Origin of the sequence: Rhizobium sp. 62_C5_N11_2 (assembly GCF_051811185.1) — a bacterium.
Taxonomy (GTDB): domain Bacteria; phylum Pseudomonadota; class Alphaproteobacteria; order Rhizobiales; family Rhizobiaceae; genus Rhizobium; species Rhizobium leguminosarum.
Map to the genome: position 1 here is coordinate 1,286,880 of NZ_JBPWPW010000001.1, position 21,959 is coordinate 1,308,838.

Sequence of the window (21,959 nt, forward strand, 5' to 3'; positions counted from 1 at the left end):
TCCTAGATGCCTTCGCGCACTGGCCCGCGCCCACCGGCGAGACCACCGACGAATTGGCGGATACGGGGATTGTCGAAGGTGTGGAAAATCTGTTCAGGCGAGCCTTGGTCGACGATGCGGCCGTTCTCGGTGAAGACGACGATGTCGCTGATCTCCTCGGCGAACCGCATTTCGTGGGTCACGAGGATGCTGGTCATGCCGTCGCGGATGAGGTCGCGGATCACCCACAGCACTTCGCCCACCGTCTCGGGGTCAAGCGCCGAGGTGACTTCGTCGAACAGCACCAGTTCCGGCTTCATCGCCAGCGCGCGGGCGATCGCGACGCGCTGCTGCTGACCACCGGAAAGCTGGCCGGGATAGGCGCCGGCCTTTTCCGAAAGCCTGACCTTGTCGAGCAGTTCGCGTGCGAGTTTTTCCGCTTCTCGCCGCTCGACGCCGAGGATGCGGGTCGGGGCCAGCACGATATTGTCCAGCACGCTCAGGTGGGGAAAGAGATTGTACTGCTGGAAGACGATGCCGATACGCTTGCGCAGCGCGATGCGTTCGCTCTCCTTGGCCAGTTGATCGACGCGGGTGCCGTCGACCGTGATGCGGCCGCGCTGCGGCGCCACCAATGCGTTGATGCAGCGCAGGATCGTCGACTTTCCCGAACCGGACGGGCCGATAATGGAAACCGCATTGCCCTTGTTGACGGTGAGGTCTATGCCCTTCAGCACCTCCGTCTGGCCGAAGGACAGGTGCACGTCTTCCAGTCGCACGATCGTTTCGTCGGTTTTTGCGTTCATCATTCAAATCCTCAGGCCGTCTTGAAGCGCCGCTCGAGGCGTCGGGTCAGGCGGGCGATCGGGTAGCAAAGCGTGAAGAAGGCCGCCATCACCACGATATAGGCGATGATCGTGAAATCGAGGCGGCGCACGGATGTGCTGGCATCGGTTGCCGCATGCAATAGTTCGTGCACGCCAACCAGCGAGGCGAGCGACGTGCCCATGGTGATGGAGGCCAATATGTTCATCCATGGCGGCAGCGAGCGCCGCAGGCATTGCGGCAGGATGATCCAGCGCAGGGCCTGGCCGCGCGAAAAACCGAGCCCCTTTGCCGCTTCCCATTGCGTGGTCGGGATCGAAAGGATGGCGCCGCGGGTGATCTCGGCCACATAGGCGCTGGCCGGTATGGCAAGGCCGATCACCGCCTTCATCCAATCCGGGAAGGGCAGATAGTTGCCGGCCACCACGATTTCGAAGGGAAAGATGTAAGTCGTCGCGAAGATCAGCACGAGATGCGGGGCATTGCGGAAGACTTGCACATAGGCGACCACCGGGTAGCGCACCAGCTTGAAGGGAACCAGTTCCAGTATGCCGAACACGGCTCCGACGGTCGTTCCAAGCGTCATCGCGCACAGGCTGATGACGACGTTCATCATGAAGCCCGAGCCGAGATAGGGAAGCCACGTCACCAGTTCGCGCCCCAGCGTCAGGTCGGCCAGCGACCAGAGGACGATAACAAGCGGGAGTGCCGTAAAGCCGATATTGCGCAGCAGGCGACCACTCCTGCGCTGCTCGGAAAGTACCGCAGTCGTCATAGGCCATACCCCGGAATGGCGAGCTTGCGCTCCACCCACAGGCCGATGCGGGCAACGGCAAGGTTGATGATGCTGAAGAACAGCAGAATGACGATCATCAGTGACACCACGTTGTCGCGCTGCGTCCAGACCATGATCGAGGCATAGGTAATCTCGCTGACTGCAATCGCATTACCCACCGTCGTCAACTTCACGAGATTGATGAGATTGTTGACGATCGCGGGCAGCGATGCCCTCAATGCCAGGGGAACTTCGACGTAACGGAGGATCTGCAGCGTGCTGAAGCCGATGCCGCGCGCCGCTTCCACCGTGGCCGACGGCACCGCCTCGATACCTGCGCGGATCGCCTCGGCATGCAAGGCGGCGATGTGCAGTCCGACCACCGCCACCACCCAAAAGAAGGGTGTCAGCGGATTGTTCTGCGTCCCGCCGACCAGGTTCGATACGAATGTATTGAGAACGAGGAAGCTGAACATCAACTGTACCAGCGTCGGCGTGTTTCGGGTGATTTCCACCAAAGCGCGGACCGGCGTCGATAGCCAGGGCTTGCCGGATGTCAGGCAGGCGGCAAACAGCAGCCCGGCAATCAGGCTGACGGGGATCAAAAGGGCAATCAGATAGAGCGTGGTGATGAAACCATCACGCCATATCTGCGCCTCGTACCCCGTCGCCAGGAACTCGTAGTTAAGGCCAAGCCTGTTCGTCAGGTTGACGAACAGGCTGGTCATGCCGGTGTCCTGCATGTCGATCCGCCAGTGTAACCTGTCTTACTTGCCAGCCGACAGGGTCTTGCGCTCTTGTTCGAGATAGTCGGTATTGCGGAGCCGGTTCGCCTTCGCAAATTCCAGGAGCTTTCCTGACGTATGGAGCTGCCGGATCGACTTATCGAGTGCCTCGGCCGTCTCCTTTTCGCCTTTTCGCACCCAGATTACCGAGTCGGAAGGGAGCAGTTCGGTCGGGAAGAGAATAGTGTAGTCCTTCCACTCCTCTGGCCGGTCCTCCAGCAGAAGGCCGACGGTTGCGCCGACATGGACGGCGGCGACACAATTGCCGCCCTGCAGCGCCAGCAGCGATTCCGGCTGGCTCGGCAAGCCCTTTACCTCGGCGCCGTATTGTTCGATGAGCGGCTGCGTGAAGTTCGACCCTTGCGAAACGCAGACCGGCTTTCCCTTGAGATCTGCCCAGTCCTTCAGGCCGCTGTCCTTGCGTCCGACGGCAGCACCGCCGCTGCGATCATACGGCGTCGCCACCCAATCAAAAACTTTGGCGCGGTCCTCGGTATATTGCATGTTCGCAATCAGGATATCGACCTTGCCCTGCTGGAGAAATTGCACCCGGTTCGGGGGCGTGACGGTGACTGTTTCCAGCTTGACGCCAAGATCGTCAGAGAGCGCTTTTGCAATATCGAGATTGTATCCCTTCTGCGTTTGCGATGTCGGATCGATATAGCCGAAGGGCGCCCCCGAGAGGATGACGCCAACGGTAAGGGTGCCGCGGGCTTTGATGCGGTCGAGCGTGGCATCCGCGGATGCCTGCGTTGCCGCCAGCAAGGCAATCGACATGGCGAGGAGCGCCTTCGGGAGAAATTTGCGTGACATGTTTGAGCTCCGTCTTGGGAAGGTAGAAGGACCGGTTCAGGTCCCCGAGCAGTTGCAGCACTCTTTGGCTCGACTGCTATGGCGTGGATGTGCGCCACTTTGAGGTGAGGCCGAAAAGGCTGGTGATGAGATGGACGTCGGCTTCCCGCGCAATATTGGCCATGCTTCTCCGCGCTGATAGAAAAGGACGCCGACCGCATCGCTTTCCTGCGCGAATCGGCAACTGGACGGCTTTGAAAGGCATAGGGAACCGATGAGAGAGAGAAGGAACGTTCTGTCTCAGAGAAAATCATCATTGTGATGGATTTTGTAGATTTTATTTTCTGAAATTGGCGCGTTCGTTGAAAAATCTTGTGCGCGAGAGGGTTGCTGATCGGCAACCTTCCCGCCCGGTAATGGCATCAAAAAACGGATTTTGCTCGGCCGAACTCGTGCCGTCTTGCGGCTAATCCCGACTGGGCAACCCGCCTTAGCGGATCGTCACGAAATCGGCCGAGGCGAGAACGTTGTTCGGCGCCGGCGTCTTCTTGAATTTTAGCGTCACCACCTTGTAGCCTTCGGTTTCGAGTTTCGAGAGCAGGGTTGGTAGCATCGTCGCCGTGCGTTTGTGGATGTCATGCATCAGGATGATGCCGCGGCCGCGCTTGTGCAAGAGGTTCATCGTCCGCTGCGTTATGGAGACCGGCGTCGTGGTGAAGTAGTCCTTGCTGTCGATATCGACATCCATGACCACCATGTCGCGCATGGCGACCGCGGCGCGCAGCCTGTGGCTCTCGGCAAGATAAGGGAAGCGGAAGAAGGAGACATCGGTTTCGGTCGCCTTGGTCACCGCCAATTCGCCCTTGATCACCTCGGCCATCGCCGCGTCGAAACTCAGCGAAGCGAGGTTGGCGTGATCATAAGTGTGGCTGCCGATCGTGTTGCCGTCCTGGGCGACCTTGCGGGCGAGCGCCGGATGCATCTCGGCCATCTCGCCCACCATCATGAAGGCGCCCTTGACGCCGAACTGGTCGAGGATTGCCAGCACCTTATCGGTCCGGCCGGGGATCGGGCCATCGTCGAAGCTGAGGATCACTTCCTTGTCCTGGAGCTTGAGATCGGCGAGCGAGGAGACCTCCAGCGTTCGTCCGGCCAGATGGTGCCAGCCGGTTAGGCGCGGCGTCGCATCGTCGCCGGCATAGGCAAGTTTCCGCTCTTCGGGCGCGATCACCGAGGAGGTCTTGATCGATGTGTCAGGAGCGGATTGTCTGGTGGTGCTGCAGGCGGAGAGGGCGGCCGTGAGGGCCATGCAGGACAGAACGAAAAGACGATACATGGAAAGGGCTCAACAAATCGGTAACGAATGTTGAGACAACCTTTCGGATTATGGTTAACGATCGGTTGATAATGGCCGAAATTGCGTTGATGCGCGGCACTTCGCCACGCATTCGATGAGACCTGTGGCTATCCCGCCATCGCTTCTTCGTATTCGGCCGACAGCATCAGCCAGTCTTCCTCGGCGGCAGCCAGTTTTGCAGCAGCTTCGCCGCGCTGTTTTGCCTTCTCGGCGGCTTTAGCGGGCGTCTTCTCGTAAAGGACCGGATCCGCAAGTTCCGCGTCAAGCGCCTGAATCTGTTTCTCCAGCTTCGCCGTCAAGGATTCGATCTCGTTGATCTTTTTCTTAAGTGGCGTCAGTGAGGCGCGACGTTCGGCATTGAGCTTGCGCTGGTCGGCCTTCGATGTCGCGTCTTCAGTTAGCTGCGGCTTTTCTTCTTTTTTTTTACCGGATGTGACGATGAGGTCGCGGTACTCGTCCATATCGCCTTCGAAGGTCGTCACCGTACCGCCATTGACCAGCCACAGCCGATCGACCGTCGCTTCGATCAGATGGCGATCGTGCGAGATCAGGATGACGGCGCCTTCGTAGTCGTTGAGCGCCTCGATCAGCGCGCGGCGGCTGTCGATGTCGAGGTGGTTGGTCGGCTCGTCGAGGATCAGCAGGTTCGGCGCATTGAAAGCGGCAAGCCCCATCAGCAGGCGGGCTTTTTCGCCGCCGGAAAGATCCTTGGCGGCCGTCGCCATCTTTTCGGTCGCAAGCCCCATCTGGGCGACGCGGGCGCGCACCTTGGCTTCCGGCGCGCCCGGCATCAACCGGCGCACATGCTCCACGGGCGATTGCTCGGGGATGAGGTCGTCGAGCTGGTGCTGCGCGAAGAAGCCGATCTTCAGGCTCGGCGCGATCTTCACTTCACCGCTCTCCGGCGCGAGCCGGCCGGAGATGAATTTGGCGAAGGTCGATTTGCCGTTGCCGTTCGAGCCGAGCAGGGCGATCCGGTCGTCATTGTCGATGCGAAGATTGAGGTTCTTCAGGATCGGATTGCCGGGCTCATAGCCGACGGCGCCACTCTGGATCGCGACGATCGGCGAAGCCGGCTGCTTTTCCGGCTCGGGAAAAGTGATCGGCTGCACATGGTCCTCGATCACCGCGGCGATCGTTCCCATGCGCTCGAGCGCCTTGACACGCGATTGTGCCTGCCGGGCCTTGGAAGCCTTGGCCTTGAAGCGGTCGATGAAGCCCTGCAGATGTTTGCGTGCCGCGTCGTTCTTGGCCTTGGCCTTCGTCTGCAATTCGTCGGCTTCCGCCTTCTGCCGCTCGAACTGGTCGTATCCGCCGCGATAGAAGGTAAGCTTCTTCTGGTCGAGATGGACGATCGCATTGACCGCATTGTTCAGGAGGTCGCGATCGTGGCTGATGATGATGACGGTGTGCGGATAGCGCCTGACATAGTCTTCCAGCCACAGCGTGCCTTCGAGGTCGAGATAGTTGGTCGGCTCGTCGAGCAGAAGCAGGTCCGGCTCGGAAAACAGCACGGCGGCGAGGGCGACGCGCATGCGCCAGCCGCCGGAGAAGGAGGAGGCGGGGCGGGCTTGCGCCGCCTTGTCGAAGCCGAGGCCGGCAAGAATACTCGCCGCGCGCGCTTCGGCAGAATGCGCGTCGATATCGACAAGGCGCATCTGGATTTCGGCGATGCGGTGCGGGTCGGTCGCGGTTTCCGCCTCGGCAACGAGGGCGGTGCGTTCCTTGTCCGCGGCAAGCACGATCTCGATCAGAGCGTCCTCAGTCGCCGGTGCTTCCTGCGCCACCTGGCCGATGCGTGCGGCCTTCGGGATCGACACCGATCCGCTCTCCGAGCCGAGATCGCCGGTGATGACGCGAAAAAGCGTGGACTTGCCGGCGCCGTTGCGCCCGACGAGCCCTGCCTTCGTACCTGAAGGCAGCGAAACGCTGGCATTGTCGAGAAGCAGGCGCCCTGCGATGCGGGCGGAAATGTCGGTGAGCGTGATCATGGCCGGCGTTTTGGCCGAAAGCGCTCGCCAAGGCAAGAGCGCTTATCCCGCGCCAAGCTTGCTTGTGCGCTGACAAGCCTGCTTATCCCGGGGACAAGCCTGCTTGTCCCACCGCAAGCGCGCTTGTCCGCCGCCTCAGCGGCCGAAAGCCTGCACCGGCAGTCGGGGGTTCGATTGCGCGGCGAGAAGCGCCACCCGGGCATTGGCCTCTAACTGTCCTGGCGTTGCCGCATCTGTGCTGAGCGCCACGCCGATCGAGATGGTGAGCCTGCCGGGATCGGCCTTGTCGGATGTCGCAAAGACCAGATTGTCCTCGACGGAGGAGCGCAGGCGTTCAGCGATCGTCATTGCATCCTGCATACCGACATTGGAAAACAAGAGGGCGAATTCGTCAGCCTCGGTGCGGGCAACGAAATCGTTCTTCTTGATCGACTTTTGGAGGAGGCCGGCGAGTTTCTTCAGGAGCTTGTTGCCTGCCTGGGTGCCGTATTTGCCGTTGAGATCGGTGAAATTGTCGATATCGACCATGATCAGCGCGCTGCCGGCGGCACCTTCTTCCCGCTCGTAGAGGTCGGCAATCGTCCGGTTCAGTGCGATGCGGTTCGGAAGTCCGGTGATCCTGTCGGCGATCGCAGCCGATTGCATCGCGGAAATACCGCGCTCCAGCGTTTCCAGCGTCTTGATGTCGTCCTGCAGCCTGGCGCCGATTTCCATCTCCGCCGCAAGAACGGTCGAAAGCGAAGCCGTGAGGTAGTCGACCTCGCCGAGGAAAGCGGCAAGGCTCTGGTCGTCGTGGCCGGAAACGGATTTCAGGATCGTGCCGCAGGCGCGCGCAAAGGCGTTCTTGTGCTTCAGCCCTTCGGCAAGCCTTTCCGCCACGTCGCGCAGCATCCGGCTCGCCTCGTTCCGTGATGTCTCGCCCGCCAGCCCGCAATGGCCGACGAGGCGGTATTTCAGGCCGAGTTCGTCGAGCATCGGCTGCTGCGGCTGCGGTCCGAGTGCTGCGATATCCTGCGCAAGGCCGGCATTGAGCCCGACGATCGCCTCATGAAAGAGTTCGTAATTGCGCGGTAGTGCCGCGACGTTCAGGCGCGCCATGTGCTGGGCGATCTTCTGAATATCCGCCATCGGCGTCGGGCGCACAGCCTCGCGCGGCACCAGTGCGTTTGCGCTTGCATTCTGCATGACGATCCCTCGCGGCCCGGCCTCATCTCTCACATCCGCTATGCCCGCAAGCTTTTAAGAGAGGCTGAATTTTCAACGGCGAAGCCCTGGATTGGCGGCAGAACCGGCGAAGGCGGTTAATTCAGTCTTGATGGCCGGAACATGATGCCGAAAAGTGTGAGCGGTTTTCCGGATGACATCATGCTCTCACTCTTTAATTTGGAACGGGCCTCACATCCACTCGCGGCCCTCGCTGCGCAGGAAGTAGATGAGATCAATCATGAGGCTCGGCCTGCCGAGCGCCGTCAGCGTCATATGGCACTGGCCGCGATGATGGGTTTGGTGGTTGAAGAAATGCGCGAGCGCTGCCGACAGAGGCTGGGTGATCTCGACCGGCTGTACCACCGTTACATAGGTGAAGTTGGCGGCGAGGGTTCTATCGTCCAGCATGCCTGTCCAGGCAATGATCCGCTCGTCCTCTGCTTTGCGTGCGGCGGCAAGAGCATCCAGTTCTCCGAAGAGCACGGCATCGAGTGTCGTCGGCGCTTCGCCGGTGCCGGTGAAGCGCTTCATCCATATCCGGTCGGCGACGAGCAGGTGATTGAGCGTGCGATGAAGCGAGCCGAAGAAAGCGCCGCGGTCGCTGCGGAATTCCGCATCGCTGAGTTCGGCGGCAGCCGCATAGACTTGCGTGTTGGCCCAGCGATTATAGGCGGCGAACATCCTGTAATGTCTGAGCATTCAGTCCCTCCCGGATTGGTCGCGGCAGTCTAGCCCGTTTTCCCGGAAATCGCAGTGATGCGCCCATGAAATTTCCTGATTTGATCGCAGCCGCTTTCTGTCGTGGAATGGATCGAGCTGCGATCTCGAAAGGACTGTTATGACCAGAGCCCTCTATTCCCTCTGTGGCGCCGACGAGCGGCGCTTCTTTTCGCCCCATTGCTGGAAGGCGGTGATGGCGCTGGCGCATAAGGGGCTCGATTTCGAGGAGATTCCGACGACCTATGCCCGCATCCGCGCGATCGGCGGCGGCGTCTCGTCGATTGTGCCCGTTCTCGACGATAACGGCCGGCTGATCCCCGACAGTTTCGACATCGCCCTTTATCTGGAGGAAACCTATCCCGAGCGGCCGTCACTGTTCAACGGCGAGGGCGGCAAGGCGCTATCGCGAATGGTGGAAGGCTATTCGCAGATGATCATCCATCCGGCGATCATGCGCATCGCCCTTCTCGATATCCATGCGAACCTCGACGAGGAAGACAAGGCCTATTTCCGTCAAAGCCGGGAGGCTCGGCTCGGCAAGCCGTTGGAAGTGGTTGCCGCCGACAGTGAGGCGGAGAAGGCCGCCTTCGCCGCCAAGCTGGAGCCGCTACGGCATATGCTGAAGTTCCAGCCCTTCATCGGCGGGCAGACACCGCTCTTTGCCGACTATATCGTCTTCGGCGCGCTGCAATGGCTGCGTGTCTCTGCCGGTCTCGCCATGCTAGCTGCCGACGATCCCGTCACGCTTTGGTTCGAACGCTGCCTCGATCTTCACCAAAGCCGCGGCAGGACTGTGACAGCGGCGTGAAATTGCCGCCTACCTCTTGTTTTCGGGCGTTGGGGCGGGTAAAGACCGCCCACTTTTCCCGAGAAAACAGAGGATTTGACTATGGCGATTGAACGCACCTTCTCGATGATCAAGCCGGACGCAACGAAGCGCAACCTGACGGGCGCCATCACCAAGATGCTCGAAGATGCCGGCCTGCGTGTCGTCGCTTCCAAGCGCGTCTGGATGAGCCGTCGCGAAGCCGAAGGCTTCTACGCCGTTCACAAGGACCGTCCCTTCTTCGGCGAACTGGTCGAAGGCATGACCTCCGGCCCGACCATCGTTCAGGTGCTCGAAGGCGAAGGCGCGATCCTCAAGAACCGCGAAATCATGGGCGCGACCAACCCGGCAAACGCTGACGAAGGCACGATCCGCAAGGTTCACGCTCTGTCGATCGGCGAAAACTCGGTTCACGGTTCGGATGCTCCTGAAACGGCCGCCCAGGAAATCAAGTACTGGTTCTCCGATACCGAAATCGTCGGCTGAGGCTGCGCTTCGGCATTCGCCGGCAATGCCTTGAATTGACTCTCGAAAGCCGGGGCCTTGCTCCGGCTTTTTCTATGCACTTCTCTATGCCGGGCATTTGTCGGTGTTCGAGAAATCGACGCTGCCGTCAGGCTTGAAGACCTCCGGGTTCTTTTCATAAAGCGCGCCGAGGACGAGCGGCTTGCTCGGCAGGACGGTCTGGTCGAGGTCGGACCGGAACTGCGTCTTCAATTCCTGCAGCACCTTGCCGTCCTTGTCGACCAGCCGGACACTCACGGAATAGGGGCGGTCCTTGCGCACGCAGTGCAGTTTTTCGCTCTGCAGCGCGATCTTGTCGTCGATCGGGTAGATTTTCTGGTTCAGCACCAGCGGATCGCCGCCTTCAGGATTTTCGAATTCGGCGATGATGACCGAACCGTCGGGGATAGGCCCTGTCTTCTTCAGCGTCAGCAGATAGGTGGCGCTGGCCACCCGATAGTTGAAGACGAAGAGATGGCCGGTGACCTCGACCAGGTTTTCAGCCTGGCGTTGACAGCCGGCAAGCAGAAGGCCGGCTGCTGCCACCGTTACGATCATATATTTCCTCATGGCGTCTCCTCCTTCTTGCGGCGATAGTGACGGTTCGCCTTGGCGCGGTTGCCGCAGACCGCCATGTCGCACCAGGCTCGGCTCCTGTTCTTGCTGCGGTCGATGAACAGCCAGCCGCAATTGCCGCAGATCTTCATGCGTTGGGGATCAGGCATGGCGATCAGCCGCAGCGCCGAATGGGCGGTCGCCGCGGCCACGCTGCCAGGGCTTGCTTCGCGCAACACCTTCGCCAACGCTTCCAGCAGGCTGGCCAGCAATTGGTCGTCGCCGCCATTCAGTATACGCTTGCGGAAATAGAGGTCGATTGCTTCCCGCAGCGCGATGAAATCCGCCTCGTTTTCCCTAGCCACCGGCGCGATGTCGCCGAAGAGGGCGCGCTCGGCGCAGAATTCGGCAGCGGCGCGCGGAAAGCTCCGCATCTGGTCCCTGTCCGCGAAGCGATCGATCCGCCGCGTTGCATCGTGGCGCAGAACCACGCTGTTGACGACATCGAGCGCCAGCGCGCCGCCGGCAAAGCGGTGAGGGGTCCAGGAAAAGCTCATGATGAAATTATAACTGGCGAAATAGGTTTTACCAGTTATAATTTTGGTGACGCGGAGTGTCTGGAATGGCCTATCTTCTGCAGCAGCTGGCGAATGCAGTTCCGCTGGCCGCCCTCTATGCCGCGCTCGCCTTCGGCTATGCCGTAGCCTTCGGTGTGACGAAGCGGGCTGACATCACCTATGGGGCGATCTTCGCCTTCGCGGGCCAGATCCTGCTGCTCTTCACCGAACTCGCCTATGTCAGGTTTTGGCTGGTGCTGCCGGCGGCCCTTGCCGTCGGTGTTTGCGCTTCCATCGTCTATTCGCTGGCGGCGGGCCTATGGATCGGCCGTTCGATCATGCTGCCGCTGGTCAATAAATCGCCGAATACGGTCATCGTTGCCGCCCTCGGCATCATGATCGTGCTGATGGAAACGGCCAGGCTTGCCGCCAATACCCGCGCTATCTGGCTGCCGCCGTTCCTCAACGACACGGTCGTCTTCTGGAGCGACGGCCTGTTCAAAGTGACGCTCACCCATATCCAGCTGATCAACACGGCGCTGATGTGCGCCATTGTCGCTGTGGGTGCGCTGATCCTCAGGCGCACGGGCTGGGGCCGCGTCTGGCGCGCCGTCACTGATGATCCGCTGGCCGCCGAGCTCTGCGGCACCAGCGCCGACCGCGTCTTCCTCGTCGCCTATGCGACCGCCGCCCTCGTCGCCACTATCTGCGGCATCCTCGCCACCTTCTATTACGGTTCGATGGATTTCGGCGCCGGCCTGATGTTCGGGCTGAAGGTGCTGCTGATCGCAGCTGTCGGCGGTTATTCCGATCCATTGCGCTCGGCAGGCGGCGCCGCCGGGCTTGCCGTCGTCGAAACCATGTGGGGCGCCTACGGCCCCTTCGTCTGGCGGGATCTCGTCATCTTCTCGCTGCTCGTCCTGCTCTTGGTCATGAGCCGCAGGGAGCGCGTGGTTCTCTGAAGCAATTCCAGCAAAAGTGCGCAGCGGTTTTGCGTCCGGAATTGCGTGAAACAAAAAGATCGAGCATTTCCGTCACTCGGGTAAATCAGGAAATGCGCTGATTTACTTCCACTTGTCGCGCGCCGCGTCGTCGGCGTCTTTCGCCGCGACCCAGTCGCCGGTGGCGCCATCCCTAGCGTGCTCCTTCTTCCAGAAGGGGGCTGCAGTCTTCAGGAAATCCATGACGAAATTGGCGCCGTCGAATGCCGCCTGCCGATGCGGTGCGGTTGCCACGACGAGCACGATATTCTCGCCGGCGGCGATCTTCCCGTAACGATGGATGGCGGTGAGGCCGAGAAGTCCGAAACGCGCGATGGCAAGATCGCCGATGCGCCGCATCTCTGCTTCGGCCATGCCGGGATAATGCTCGAGTTCGAGGGCTGCAAGCGTGCCGCCTTCATCGCGGCAGAGGCCGGAAAAGGTGACGACGGCGCCGATGCCGGCTTTACCCTTCGAGAGGCGATCGACCTCGGCCTGCAGGTCGAAATCCTCATGCTGGACGCGGATGGTGGGGGTGATGGTCATGATAACATCCCCAACTGCTTTGATGTCGTAGCGGAGGCTATGGAGAGGGCGTGCCGTGCCAACCCCCCTCTGCCCTGCCGGGCATCTCCCCCACAAGGAGGGAGATTACGCGTGGCTTGACCATCGTGCCCATCTACAGTTTTGCCCGGCTGCGACGTGGATTGCTTGGGGAAGTTCGTGCTTCCAGCCAATCTCCCTCCTTGTGGGGGAGATGCCCGGCAGGGCAGAGGGGGGTGATGTGGCACCACCATCACCGCCTCATCCCCCCGTCATCGGCGGAAAGATCCCGATCTCGCGCGCACCCGATATCGGCTCGTCATGCTCGACATGCTCCATGTCGAGCGCCACGCGGATCACGTCGGGATATTGAAGTGCGGTCTCATATTCTTCGCCCAGTGTCTTCAAATGATTCAGGAGATCGGCGACGGTGACGACGGAGGAGGGGAGGTCGATCTCCTCCTCGCCCTTGCCGATGCGCTCGCGCACCCAGGCGAAATAGACAAGCCGCGTCATTCCTCGTCATCCACGATATGTTTCACCCCGGCGCGGAAATAGTCGTAGCCGGTATAGATAGTCAGCAGCGCCGCGATCCACAGCAGCGCGATGCCTGTCTGCGTCGTATAGGGGAAAATCTCGTCGCCGGCCGGGCCGGCGAGCAGGAAGGCGATGGCGACGAGCTGCAGCGTCGTCTTCCACTTGGCGATCCGCGTCACCGGTACGCTGACCTTCAGCGCCGCCAGATATTCGCGCAAGCCCGAAACCAGGATCTCGCGGCAGAGAATGGTGATCGCCGCCCAGATCGACCAGCCGGCGATGGTCTGGTCGGCCGCGACGAGAAGAAGGATCGAAGCGACCAACAGCTTATCGGCGATCGGATCGAGCATACGGCCGATATTCGACGTCTGGTTCCAGATGCGCGCGAGATAGCCGTCGAGGAAATCGGTGAGCGAGGCGATGACGAAGATCCACAGCGCCACCCAACGCGCCGTGTTGCTGATCGACAGCCTGCCCTCGATGAAGAAGCAGAGAACGATCAACGGTACGGCGAGGATACGGCCGTAGGTCAGAAGATTGGGAATGCTGTACGCACGCGATGCCATGGGATCGTTTCTCTGAATTGATGCGCCGCTACAGCGCCGCACGTCTTTTCAGGCGCGCAAAGGACGCTGTAACACTTTAGAATATCCGCATCGAGCTTTCCGAAAGTCGATTCCGATTTTCGGGCCGATGCGGTAGATGACGGCTTTGGCTGCGGACCGTCAACATTCTTTCTGTCTTTTCACCGCCTTTGCGTGGAATTTGCGACGGACGCCGGTTATTTCGCGGCGTCGTCGTGGAAATGGTTATAGACCTGCTTGGCGACGGCTTCCGATATGCCTTCCACCGCCATCAGGTCGGACAGGGCTGCGCGCGAAACCGCCTTTGCCGTGCCGAAATGCTGGAGCAGCGCGCGTTTGCGCGATGGCCCGATGCCGCCGATCTCGTCGAGCGGGTTCTTGATCATTTCCTTCTTGCGCCGTGCCCGGTGCGAGCCGATCGCGAAACGGTGCGCCTCGTCGCGCATGCGCTGGATAAAATAGAGCACCGGATCGCGCGGCGGCAGCGTGAAGCTCTCGCGTCCGGGCGGGAAGAAGCGTTCGCGCCCGGCGTCGCGGTCGACGCCCTTGGCGATGCCGATCGCCGTCACGCTGTCGGTGATGCCGAGTTCGGCAAGGATGGCGCGCACCGCTGTCATCTGACCCTGGCCGCCGTCGATGAGGATCACATCGGGCCAGGTGGGGAAGGGCATGTCGGCTGCATCGGGAGTGGCCGCCTGCGCGGTCCGGTCAGGAATGCCTTCCTCCTTGATCAGCCGCGAGAAGCGTCGCGTCATCACTTCCTTCATCATGCCGAAGTCGTCGCCGGGCGTGATGTCGGTCGATTTGATGTTGAACTTGCGGTACTGGTTCTTGACGAAACCTTCCGGCCCCGCGACCACCATGCCGCCGACGGCATTGGTGCCCATGATATGCGAGTTGTCGTAGATCTCGATGCGCTGCGGTGCATTGGCAAGCCCGAACGTTTCCTTGAAACCTTCGAGCAGCCGCGACTGCGACGCCGTCTCGGCAAGCTTTCGCCCATGCGCCTCGCGCGCATTGCCGACGACATGGTCGACCAGATCGAGCTTTTCGCCGCGCTGCGGCACGAGGATGGAAACCTTGTGGCCGGCTTTTTCGCTGAGCGCTGCGGCGAGCAGCTCCAGCTCCTCGACCGTCTGCGACAGCATGATCTGCTTCGGCACCGGCTTGTCGTCGTAAAACTGCGCCAGGAAGGAATTCAGCACTTCGGCGCCGGAAAGCTGCGGATCGGCCTTCGGGAAATAGGCGCGGTTGCCCCAGTTCTGGCCGGTGCGGAAGAAGAACACCTGGATGCAGGAGATGCCGCCCTCATGGTGGATGGCGAATACGTCAGCCTCCTCGACGCCGGCCGGATTAATGCCCTGGTGGCTCTGCACGTGCGAAAGTGCGGCCAGGCGATCGCGATAGATCGCCGCCCGCTCGAAGTCGAGGTCCTCGGCCGCCTGGTTCATGGCCTCGGCCATATGCGACTTCACCTTCTGGCTTTTGCCGGACAGGAAGTCCTTCGCCTCCTGCACCAGTTCGCTGTAACCCCCATCGCTGACCTCGTGGGTGCACGGCCCCGAACAGCGCTTGATCTGGTAGAGCAGGCAGGGTCGTGTGCGCGTTTCGAAGACGCTGTCGGTGCAGGTGCGGATCAGGAAGGCGCGCTGCAGCGAATTGATCGTGCGCCCGACCGCGCCTGCCGAAGCGAAAGGTCCGAAATAGTCGCCCTTTCGCGCCCTTGCGCCGCGATGCTTGAAGATCGCCGGCGCCCGGTGGTCGCCGGTGATGAGGATATAGGGAAAGGACTTGTCGTCGCGCAAAAGCACGTTAAAGCGCGGCCGCAAGCGCTTGATCAGATTCGCTTCCAGAAGCAACGCTTCGGTTTCCGTGCGCGTCGTCACGAATTCCATATTGGCTGTCTGGCGCACCATCTGGGCGATGCGGTTGGAATGCACCCGGCCGACGGCGTAATTGTTGACGCGCTTCTTCAGGCTGCGCGCCTTGCCGACATAGAGCACGTCGCCCTCGGCATTGAACATGCGGTAGACGCCGGGACTGTTGGGAAGCCGCTTGACGAATTCGCCGATCAGTTCCGCGCCGATGAGCCCGGTTTCATTGAGGCTGCCCGCATTCCAGTCGACCGTCGTCGCAAGCGGGGCGGCGGCGGAAACGTCGCCTTCCACTTCGATATCGTCTTCGCTCTCATCCGTATCATCGTAGAGAACGCCGCCATCCGGCAGCTTTCGTCCGTTCATTCCGTAATCTCCGCCACATCGGGCGTCTGCCAGGCGAGGTGCTGGCCGCCGTCGAGGGCAATCATCTGGCCGGTAATCGAGGGCGTGTCGTAAAGGAAGCGAATCGTTTGTCCGAATTCCTCCAGCGCCGGCCCTCGCTGCAAGATAAGGGCTGAGACCTGCGCTTGGAAGTCCTCCATCGCCTGCCGCTCGCTCGGCATCGAGGGGCCGGGGCCGATGGCATTGACGCGGATGCGTGGCGCCAATGCCTGTGCAAGCGTCTGCGTCGCCGTCCACAGCGCGGATTTGGAGAGGGTATAGGAATAGAAGCTGGGCCTCAGCGCCCAAACCCGCTGGTCGATGATATTGACGATCTGCCCCGATGCCTCAGCGGGCATCTGCTGCGCGAAGGCGGCCGCAAGGATAGAGGGCGCCCGTACATGCAGGTCGAAGTGCAATGCCCAGGTGGCGGCATTGAAACTACGTGCTGAATCATGCTGGAAGACCGACGCATTATTGACGAGCAGATCGAGCGGCCCGAGCGCTTCCGACGCCTTCGCGACCAAGGCGGCTGTTTCGCCGATATCGGTGAGGTCGGCCTGCAGGGCGGTCGCCCGATATCCCTTTCGCCGCAATTCCGCCACCAGCTCTTCGGCCTCACCGATGGAACCGTTCGCGTGGATCGCAACGGAAAAGCCATTTGCAGCAAGGTCTTCGGCGATTGCCCGTCCTATTCTTTTAGCAGCCCCTGTTATAAGGGCCGAGCGAAGTCTTTTGTGGTTCAAAATCTTGCCTTCTGATCCCGCGAGTCTGTCTGCAGACTATATAGGGGCCAACGGAGATTATATAAATAGGCCGTTGCGGTTGCGTCCGGGAGCCGGATATTCTATGTATTATTTAAGAATGCGATTTCTTAAAATAAGTATTTTCAGTTTAACAGTTCAGTATGGTTAATGAAGTGTATGTTGCGTCAAAGCAACATCGAATTTCAGCCATGCGGCAGCCACAATGATATCACAATTTGGCTCTTTCAAATCCGCATTTGAGTTCCAATTTCAGTCTCGATCCGGAAGGGACATCTGGCAATATCCCGCCAATGCTTCACTGATAGACAGATGACAAGCGGCGCGGGACTGAAAGGAGACTAAGTATGCGTGTACTCATTGCTGGCCTCATGGCCTCCGTTTTTGCAATTGCGGGCGTCTCGGCAGCTCAGGCGGCCGATGCCGTCGACCAGGTTCCGGAAGCACCGGTCGCCCAGGACGCTCCAGTCAAGCCGGCAGGCAACTGGGAAGGCTTTTATCTCGGCGGCGCTGGCACCTACAACATGGGTGACTTCGGTTCCGACCGTCACACCTATGGTTTCGGCGGCCAGGTCTTCACCGGCTACAACTGGCAGCAGGGCCAGATCGTTTACGGCGTTGAATCCGATCTCGGCTACAGCGGCGACGACGTCTCCTCAGGCGGCGTCAAGAACAAGTATGGCTGGAACGGCTCCGTCCGTGGCCGCGTCGGCTACGACATGAACCCCTTCCTGCTCTACGGCACGGCCGGTCTTGCCATCGGCGACGTCAAGGTTTCCGACGACACCTCGGACGAAAGCAAGACGAACTATGGCTATACGGTCGGCGCCGGCGTCGAAGCCTTCGTGACCAACAACATCACGACGCGCCTGGAATATCGCTACACCGACTACCAGAGCAAGGACTACGACCTCGACTCCGGCAGCTTCTCGCGCGGTTACGACGAGAACAGCGTCAAGCTCGGTATCGGCGTCAAGTTCTAAGCCGACTGAACATACTGACATAAAGAAGCCGGGCACGTCGCCCGGCTTTTTGCTGTCTGCTCATTGTTCTGAAGCGCTCAGCCCTGGGACTTGAGCTCGCTATGGGCAGGGAATTTCTTGTCGAACTGCCGCAGCCAGTCAGTCAGCGGCGCATGATCGGCTTCCCACTGGTCCTTGAAGCGCAACTCGAGATAATCAAGCGTGGCCGCCAGTGCAAAATGTCCGCCGTTGAGCTTTTTGCCGAGCTTCGGCGGATTGGCGCTGAGATGAGCGAGACCGCTCGTCGCCTTCTTCCATTGCCGGTCGATCCACGGCTGGTGAAGCTTTTCCTCGTCGCGGAAGCGCCGCTCGTAGACGATCGCCAGCAGGCAATCGCAGATGCCGTCGCAGAGCGCCTCGAGGATTTCCGCATCCGTGCGCTTGCCCTTCTTGGAAGGGTAGAGCCCGCCCTTCGTCAGCCGGTCGAAATAATGCATGATCGCCACGCTGTCGTATATCGAGACCTCGTCATCGGTCAGAAGCGTCGGGATCTTGCCGAGCGGATTATTGTCCACCAGGATTGCCGGTGCGGTATTGGTGTCGACCCGAATGGCGTTCAACTCCAGGCTCAGAAAATGCGCGGCCATCCGCACCTTGTTGGAATAGGGCGAGGCGGGCGAACAAAGGAGCTTCATGGGGGACACCTGATGAGATTGTGGAGCTGCGGCGCGGACTATTCCGCAAGCAGCTTAAGCGGTCAATCGTCCTTGACGGCCTTGTTCTCTCCGCGCAGCCAGAAGGCACGGTGCGAGGCGAAACGGTCTTGCGCCAGATGGTCCTTCAATGCGGGCAGCAATTGGTGCAACTCGTCCTTCAGCGTGAAAGGTGGGTTGACGATGACGAGGCCTGAGCCCGTCAGTCCCGTAATGCCGCGGTCGCTGCGAACCGTGAGTTCGGCGCAGAGCATTTTCGGGATGTCGAGGGCCTGCAGCGTCTCGTGGAATTCCTTGATCGGCGCGCCCTTCTTCAGCGGATACCACAGGCAATAGGTGCCGCCGGGAAAGCGCCGATAGGCCTTTTCCAGCCCCTCGGCCAGGCGCTGATATTCGTCCTCTTCCTCGAAGGGCGGATCGACGAGCACGATGCCGCGCTTCTCTTTCGGCGGCAGATGCGCGCCGAGCGCCAGCCAGCCGTCGAGCTCGGTGATGCGGGCATGGTGATCGCCCTCGAACAGCCGGTGCAGCCTGACGTAGTCCTCGGGATGCAGTTCCATCGCCGACAGCCGGTCCTGCGGCCGGAACAGCATGCGCGCAAGTTTCGGCGATCCGGGATAGAAACGGATGCCGCCCTCAGGATTGAGTTCGCGGATTGCCGAGAGGTAGGGCTCCAGCAGTTCGGAAACCTGAGGGCCGAGGTCTGCCTCCATCAGCTTGCCGATGCCATCGACCCATTCGCCGGTTTTCTGCGCTTCTTCGGAGGAAAGGTCGTAGAGCCCGATGCCGGCATGCGTGTCGAGCACGCGGAATCCGCCATCCTTCTTTTGCATGTAGCGGATCAGCCGCGTCAGCACGGCATGTTTCAGCACATCGGCAAAGTTGCCCGCGTGATAGATGTGGCGGTAGTTCATTTTTGCTGATGTCCGTATGAATTCGCGTCATGGGGAATTTTTGTGGCTTTTGGCCGTGCAAGCCTTGGAATATACAAATGCCATGAACATTGCGACCCCCATCCACGCCAAATCATCCAAGCCGGACAACAGGGTGGGCCACACCGCCTGTCCGCATGACTGTCCCTCCACCTGCGCGCTGGAGGTCGATATATCGGAGGATGGCCGCATCGGCCGTGTGCGCGGCGCCAATGACCATTCTTACACGTCCGGCGTCATCTGCGCCAAGGTCGCCCGCTACGCCGAGCGGCTCTACCATCCCGACCGCCTGATGCATCCTCTACGCCGCGCCGGCGCCAAAGGGGCAGGGCAGTGGCAGCAGATTTCCTGGGACGATGCGCTGGATGAGATCGCCGAAGCCTTTGTGAAGGCCGAGGCAAGGGACGGCAGCGAGGCGATCTGGCCCTATTTCTACGCCGGCACCATGGGCTGGGTGCAGCGCGATTCCATCGATCGCCTGCGTCATGCCAAGCGTTACTCCGGCTTCTTCTCCTCGATCTGTACCAACCCCGCCTGGACCGGCTTCACCATGGCGACTGGCACGCTGCGCGGTCCCGATCCGCGCGAGATGGGCCGCACCGATTGCGTCGTCATCTGGGGCACCAACGCGGTCTCGACGCAGGTCAACGTGATGACCCACGCCATCAAGTCGCGCAAGGAGCGCGGCGCGAAGATCGTCGTCATCGACATCTACGATAATCCGACGATGAAGCAGGCCGACATGGCGCTGATCGTCAAACCGGGCACCGATGCCGCACTCGCCTGCGCCGTCATGCACATCGCTTTCCGCGACGGCCATGCCGACGGTGACTATATGGCGAGATATGCCGATGATCCCGCTGGTCTCGAGGCGCATCTGAAAACCAAGACGCCGCAATGGGCCGCTGCCATCACCGGCCTATCGGTCGAGGAGATCGAAGCCTTTGCCAGCCTCGTCGGCACGACGAAGAAAACCTTCTTCCGCCTGGGCTATGGTTTCACGCGCCAGCGCAACGGCGCGGTCGCCATGCATGCAGCCGCCTCGATCGCCACCGTTCTCGGCTCCTGGCAATATGAGGGCGGCGGTGCCTTCCATTCGAACAGCGATATCTTTCGTATGAACAGCGCCGAACTGACCGGCCGGTCGATGAAGGATGCCGATATCCGCATGCTCGATCAGTCGCAGATCGGCCGCGTCCTGACCGACGATCCGGTGGCGCTGCGCCATCGCGGCCCGGTGACGGCAATGCTGATCCAGAACACCAATCCCGCAAACATCGCCCCCGAGCAGCGCCTCGTCAGACGCGGCTTTGCCCGTAACGACCTCTTTGTCGCCGTGCATGAGCAGTTCATGACGGAAACGGCTGAGATCGCCGATATCGTCATTCCCGCGACGATGTTCGTCGAGCACGATGACATCTACCGGGCCGGCGGCCAGAACCATATCCTGCTGGGGCCGAAGCTGGTCGAGCCGCCGCCAACCGTGCGCACCAATCTCTTCGTCATCGAGGAACTGGCAAAACGCCTCGGTGTCGCCGATTGCCCCGGCTTCGGCTTTACTGCCCGTGAAATGGTCGACCGCATTCTCGAATCGAGTGGCTTGCCGGATTACGACCATTTCCTCGAACACAAATGGTTCGATCGCCAGCCCGTTTTCGAGGAGGCGCATTATCTGAACGGTTTTGCCCATCCGGATGGCAAGTTCCATTTCCGCCCGGACTGGATCAATCAGCCGGCTCCCAACAAGCCGCCGGTTTCTATCGGCGCGCTCGGGCCACATGCCGAACTTCCGCCCTTCCCGGATCAGGTCGATGTCATCGAAGTCGCCGATCCCGAGCATCCTTTCCGGCTCGCCACGTCGCCGGCGCGCAACTTCCTGAATTCGAGCTTCTCCGAGACCAAGACTTCTCGCCAGAAGGAGGGCCGCCCTGAAGTGATGGTCAATCCAGCCGACGCCGAAGCCAACGGTATCGCCCATGGCGATCTCGTCCGCATCGGCAATAGCCGCGGCGATCTGCGCATCCACGCCCGCGTCACCACCGAGGTGAAATCCGGCGTGCTGATCGCCGAGGGGCTTTGGCCAAACAAGGCGCATGTCGACGGCGAGGGTATCAATGTCTTGACTGGCGCCGACCCTGTCGCGCCCTATGGTGGGGCGGCCGTGCACGACAACAAGGTCTGGCTTCGCAGGGACCCAGCATGATGCAGCCGAAATCACGGGTGAAGATCGTCAGCGAAGAAACACTGTCGAATGGGTGGACGCGGCTGAGCAGCTATCTACTCGACTATATCGACCGCAAGGGCGCAACCCAACGGCTGAAGCGGGAGATCTATCACCGCACGCCCGCTGCCTGCATCCTGCTTTATGATCCCAAGCGCGACCTCGTCGTTCTCGTCCGCCAGTTCCGCCTTGCCGTCCATCTCAACGGCGATCCCGCCTGGATGATCGAGGTGCCGGCCGGCCTTCTCGACGATGACCATCCCGAAGCGGCGATCCGTCGCGAGGCGATGGAGGAGACCGGCTATCGCCTGCGCGATGCGCGCTTCCTGTTCAAGTCCTATACCTCACCGGGTGCCATCACCGAAGTCGTCCACTTCTTCGCAGCCCTCATCGACACTGCCGACCGCGTGGCGGAAGGCGGCGGTCTGGACGAGGAACACGAGGATATCGAGGTCCTCGAAACCCCGCTCGACGAGGCTGCGGCGATGATCGAAACTGGCGAGATCTTCGACGCCAAAACGATCGTGCTTCTACAGTGGGCACTGTTGAACAGGGGCAAACTTCGATAGCGGGCAGGTGGAGGCCTGGTTCGT

General features: G+C 60.8%; 23 protein-coding genes. 6 read left to right on the forward strand and 17 right to left on the reverse strand.

Translation table 11 applies throughout. The features are described 5' to 3' along the window. Positions 1–2: 2 nt before the first annotated feature. The 8 genes from AB8B31_RS06545 to AB8B31_RS06580 form a co-directional block, all read right to left on the reverse strand. Positions 3–785, reverse strand: a complete 783-nt coding sequence (locus AB8B31_RS06545; RefSeq protein WP_047621640.1) for an amino acid ABC transporter ATP-binding protein — start codon at positions 783–785, stop codon at positions 3–5. Positions 786–796: 11 nt separating this feature from the next. Next, a complete protein-coding gene (locus AB8B31_RS06550; RefSeq protein ID WP_018241467.1) occupies positions 797–1,579 on the reverse strand; it encodes an amino acid ABC transporter permease in 783 nt (260 codons plus the stop codon). Continuing rightward, positions 1,576–2,322: an amino acid ABC transporter permease gene (locus tag AB8B31_RS06555; protein WP_047621547.1), complete on the reverse strand. Its 747-nt coding sequence runs from the start codon at positions 2,320–2,322 to the stop codon at positions 1,576–1,578. The genes AB8B31_RS06550 and AB8B31_RS06555 overlap by 4 nt, the downstream gene beginning before the upstream one ends. Before the next feature lie 24 nt (positions 2,323–2,346). Further along, positions 2,347–3,177, reverse strand: coding sequence for a transporter substrate-binding domain-containing protein (locus AB8B31_RS06560; RefSeq protein ID WP_131702333.1), 831 nt, complete (start codon positions 3,175–3,177; stop codon positions 2,347–2,349). A gap of 469 nt (positions 3,178–3,646) precedes the next feature. Beyond that, the gene (locus tag AB8B31_RS06565) at positions 3,647–4,492 is read right to left on the reverse strand and encodes a polysaccharide deacetylase family protein (RefSeq protein WP_131702334.1); all 846 of its coding nucleotides are present in this window, start codon (positions 4,490–4,492) and stop codon (positions 3,647–3,649) included. A 128-nt stretch (positions 4,493–4,620) separates the two neighbouring features. After that, the gene (locus AB8B31_RS06570; protein WP_047621641.1) at positions 4,621–6,504 is read right to left on the reverse strand and encodes an ABC-F family ATP-binding cassette domain-containing protein; all 1,884 of its coding nucleotides are present in this window, start codon (positions 6,502–6,504) and stop codon (positions 4,621–4,623) included. A 135-nt stretch (positions 6,505–6,639) separates the two neighbouring features. Beyond that, positions 6,640–7,689 (reverse strand): GGDEF domain-containing protein, encoded by a 1,050-nt coding sequence (locus tag AB8B31_RS06575; protein WP_047621550.1) that lies wholly within the window; start codon positions 7,687–7,689, stop codon positions 6,640–6,642. A 210-nt stretch (positions 7,690–7,899) separates the two neighbouring features. Then, on the reverse strand, positions 7,900–8,409 hold the full coding sequence (locus AB8B31_RS06580; RefSeq protein WP_131702335.1) for a DinB family protein: 510 nt from the start codon (positions 8,407–8,409) through the stop codon (positions 7,900–7,902). A gap of 139 nt (positions 8,410–8,548) precedes the next feature. Between AB8B31_RS06580 and AB8B31_RS06585 the strand changes: the two genes are divergently transcribed. Then, complete coding sequence (locus tag AB8B31_RS06585) at positions 8,549–9,238, forward strand: glutathione S-transferase family protein (RefSeq protein ID WP_131702336.1); 690 nt, start codon at positions 8,549–8,551, stop codon at positions 9,236–9,238. A gap of 81 nt (positions 9,239–9,319) precedes the next feature. After that, positions 9,320–9,742, forward strand: coding sequence for a nucleoside-diphosphate kinase (ndk, locus tag AB8B31_RS06590; protein WP_003547097.1), 423 nt, complete (start codon positions 9,320–9,322; stop codon positions 9,740–9,742). An 84-nt stretch (positions 9,743–9,826) separates the two neighbouring features. On the opposite strand, the gene AB8B31_RS06595 is transcribed toward ndk, so the two are convergent. Both AB8B31_RS06595 and AB8B31_RS06600 read right to left on the reverse strand, forming a co-directional pair. Continuing rightward, on the reverse strand, positions 9,827–10,330 hold the full coding sequence (locus AB8B31_RS06595) for a hypothetical protein (protein WP_018241475.1): 504 nt from the start codon (positions 10,328–10,330) through the stop codon (positions 9,827–9,829). Continuing rightward, complete coding sequence (locus AB8B31_RS06600) at positions 10,327–10,872, reverse strand: CGNR zinc finger domain-containing protein (protein WP_026188347.1); 546 nt, start codon at positions 10,870–10,872, stop codon at positions 10,327–10,329. Before AB8B31_RS06600 ends, AB8B31_RS06595 begins: the two co-directional genes overlap by 4 nt. A 65-nt stretch (positions 10,873–10,937) precedes the next feature. Here AB8B31_RS06600 and AB8B31_RS06605 point away from each other — a divergent pair, with 65 nt between their 5' ends. Beyond that, positions 10,938–11,834 carry a branched-chain amino acid ABC transporter permease gene (locus AB8B31_RS06605; protein ID WP_131702337.1) on the forward strand — a complete coding sequence of 299 codons (897 nt, stop codon included), beginning with the start codon at positions 10,938–10,940 and terminating at the stop codon, positions 11,832–11,834. A gap of 102 nt (positions 11,835–11,936) precedes the next feature. Here the strand turns inward: AB8B31_RS06605 and AB8B31_RS06610 are convergent, their stop codons facing one another. The 5 genes from AB8B31_RS06610 to AB8B31_RS06630 all read right to left on the reverse strand — a co-directional run bounded on the left by AB8B31_RS06610 (position 11,937) and on the right by AB8B31_RS06630 (position 16,520). Next, complete coding sequence (locus tag AB8B31_RS06610; protein ID WP_131702338.1) at positions 11,937–12,398, reverse strand: molybdenum cofactor biosynthesis protein MoaE; 462 nt, start codon at positions 12,396–12,398, stop codon at positions 11,937–11,939. 258 nt (positions 12,399–12,656) lie between these two features. Continuing rightward, on the reverse strand, positions 12,657–12,911 hold the full coding sequence (gene moaD / locus AB8B31_RS06615) for a molybdopterin converting factor subunit 1 (RefSeq protein WP_017959832.1): 255 nt from the start codon (positions 12,909–12,911) through the stop codon (positions 12,657–12,659). After that, positions 12,908–13,498, reverse strand: a complete 591-nt coding sequence (gene pgsA / locus AB8B31_RS06620; protein ID WP_003547103.1) for a CDP-diacylglycerol--glycerol-3-phosphate 3-phosphatidyltransferase — start codon at positions 13,496–13,498, stop codon at positions 12,908–12,910. Before pgsA ends, moaD begins: the two co-directional genes overlap by 4 nt. 215 nt (positions 13,499–13,713) lie before the next feature. Further along, on the reverse strand, positions 13,714–15,756 hold the full coding sequence (gene uvrC / locus AB8B31_RS06625) for an excinuclease ABC subunit UvrC (RefSeq protein WP_131702339.1): 2,043 nt from the start codon (positions 15,754–15,756) through the stop codon (positions 13,714–13,716). Then, positions 15,753–16,520, reverse strand: coding sequence for an SDR family oxidoreductase (locus tag AB8B31_RS06630; protein ID WP_018241480.1), 768 nt, complete (start codon positions 16,518–16,520; stop codon positions 15,753–15,755). Before AB8B31_RS06630 ends, uvrC begins: the two co-directional genes overlap by 4 nt. Before the next feature lie 365 nt (positions 16,521–16,885). Between AB8B31_RS06630 and AB8B31_RS06635 the strand changes: the two genes are divergently transcribed. Beyond that, positions 16,886–17,521, forward strand: coding sequence for an outer membrane protein (locus AB8B31_RS06635; protein ID WP_018241481.1), 636 nt, complete (start codon positions 16,886–16,888; stop codon positions 17,519–17,521). A gap of 77 nt (positions 17,522–17,598) precedes the next feature. On the opposite strand, the gene AB8B31_RS06640 is transcribed toward AB8B31_RS06635, so the two are convergent. Next, positions 17,599–18,195: a glutathione S-transferase family protein gene (locus AB8B31_RS06640; RefSeq protein WP_439007427.1), complete on the reverse strand. Its 597-nt coding sequence runs from the start codon at positions 18,193–18,195 to the stop codon at positions 17,599–17,601. 62 nt (positions 18,196–18,257) lie between these two features. Then, positions 18,258–19,127, reverse strand: coding sequence for a 23S rRNA (adenine(2030)-N(6))-methyltransferase RlmJ (locus AB8B31_RS06645; RefSeq protein WP_018241483.1), 870 nt, complete (start codon positions 19,125–19,127; stop codon positions 18,258–18,260). Between the two features lie 16 nt (positions 19,128–19,143). On the opposite strand from AB8B31_RS06645, the gene AB8B31_RS06650 reads away from it, so the two are divergent. Both AB8B31_RS06650 and AB8B31_RS06655 read left to right on the forward strand, forming a co-directional pair. After that, positions 19,144–21,348: a molybdopterin oxidoreductase family protein gene (locus AB8B31_RS06650; protein ID WP_131702340.1), complete on the forward strand. Its 2,205-nt coding sequence runs from the start codon at positions 19,144–19,146 to the stop codon at positions 21,346–21,348. Next, complete coding sequence (locus AB8B31_RS06655) at positions 21,345–21,935, forward strand: NUDIX domain-containing protein (protein WP_130716101.1); 591 nt, start codon at positions 21,345–21,347, stop codon at positions 21,933–21,935. Before AB8B31_RS06650 ends, AB8B31_RS06655 begins: the two co-directional genes overlap by 4 nt. Positions 21,936–21,959 lie beyond the last annotated feature (24 nt).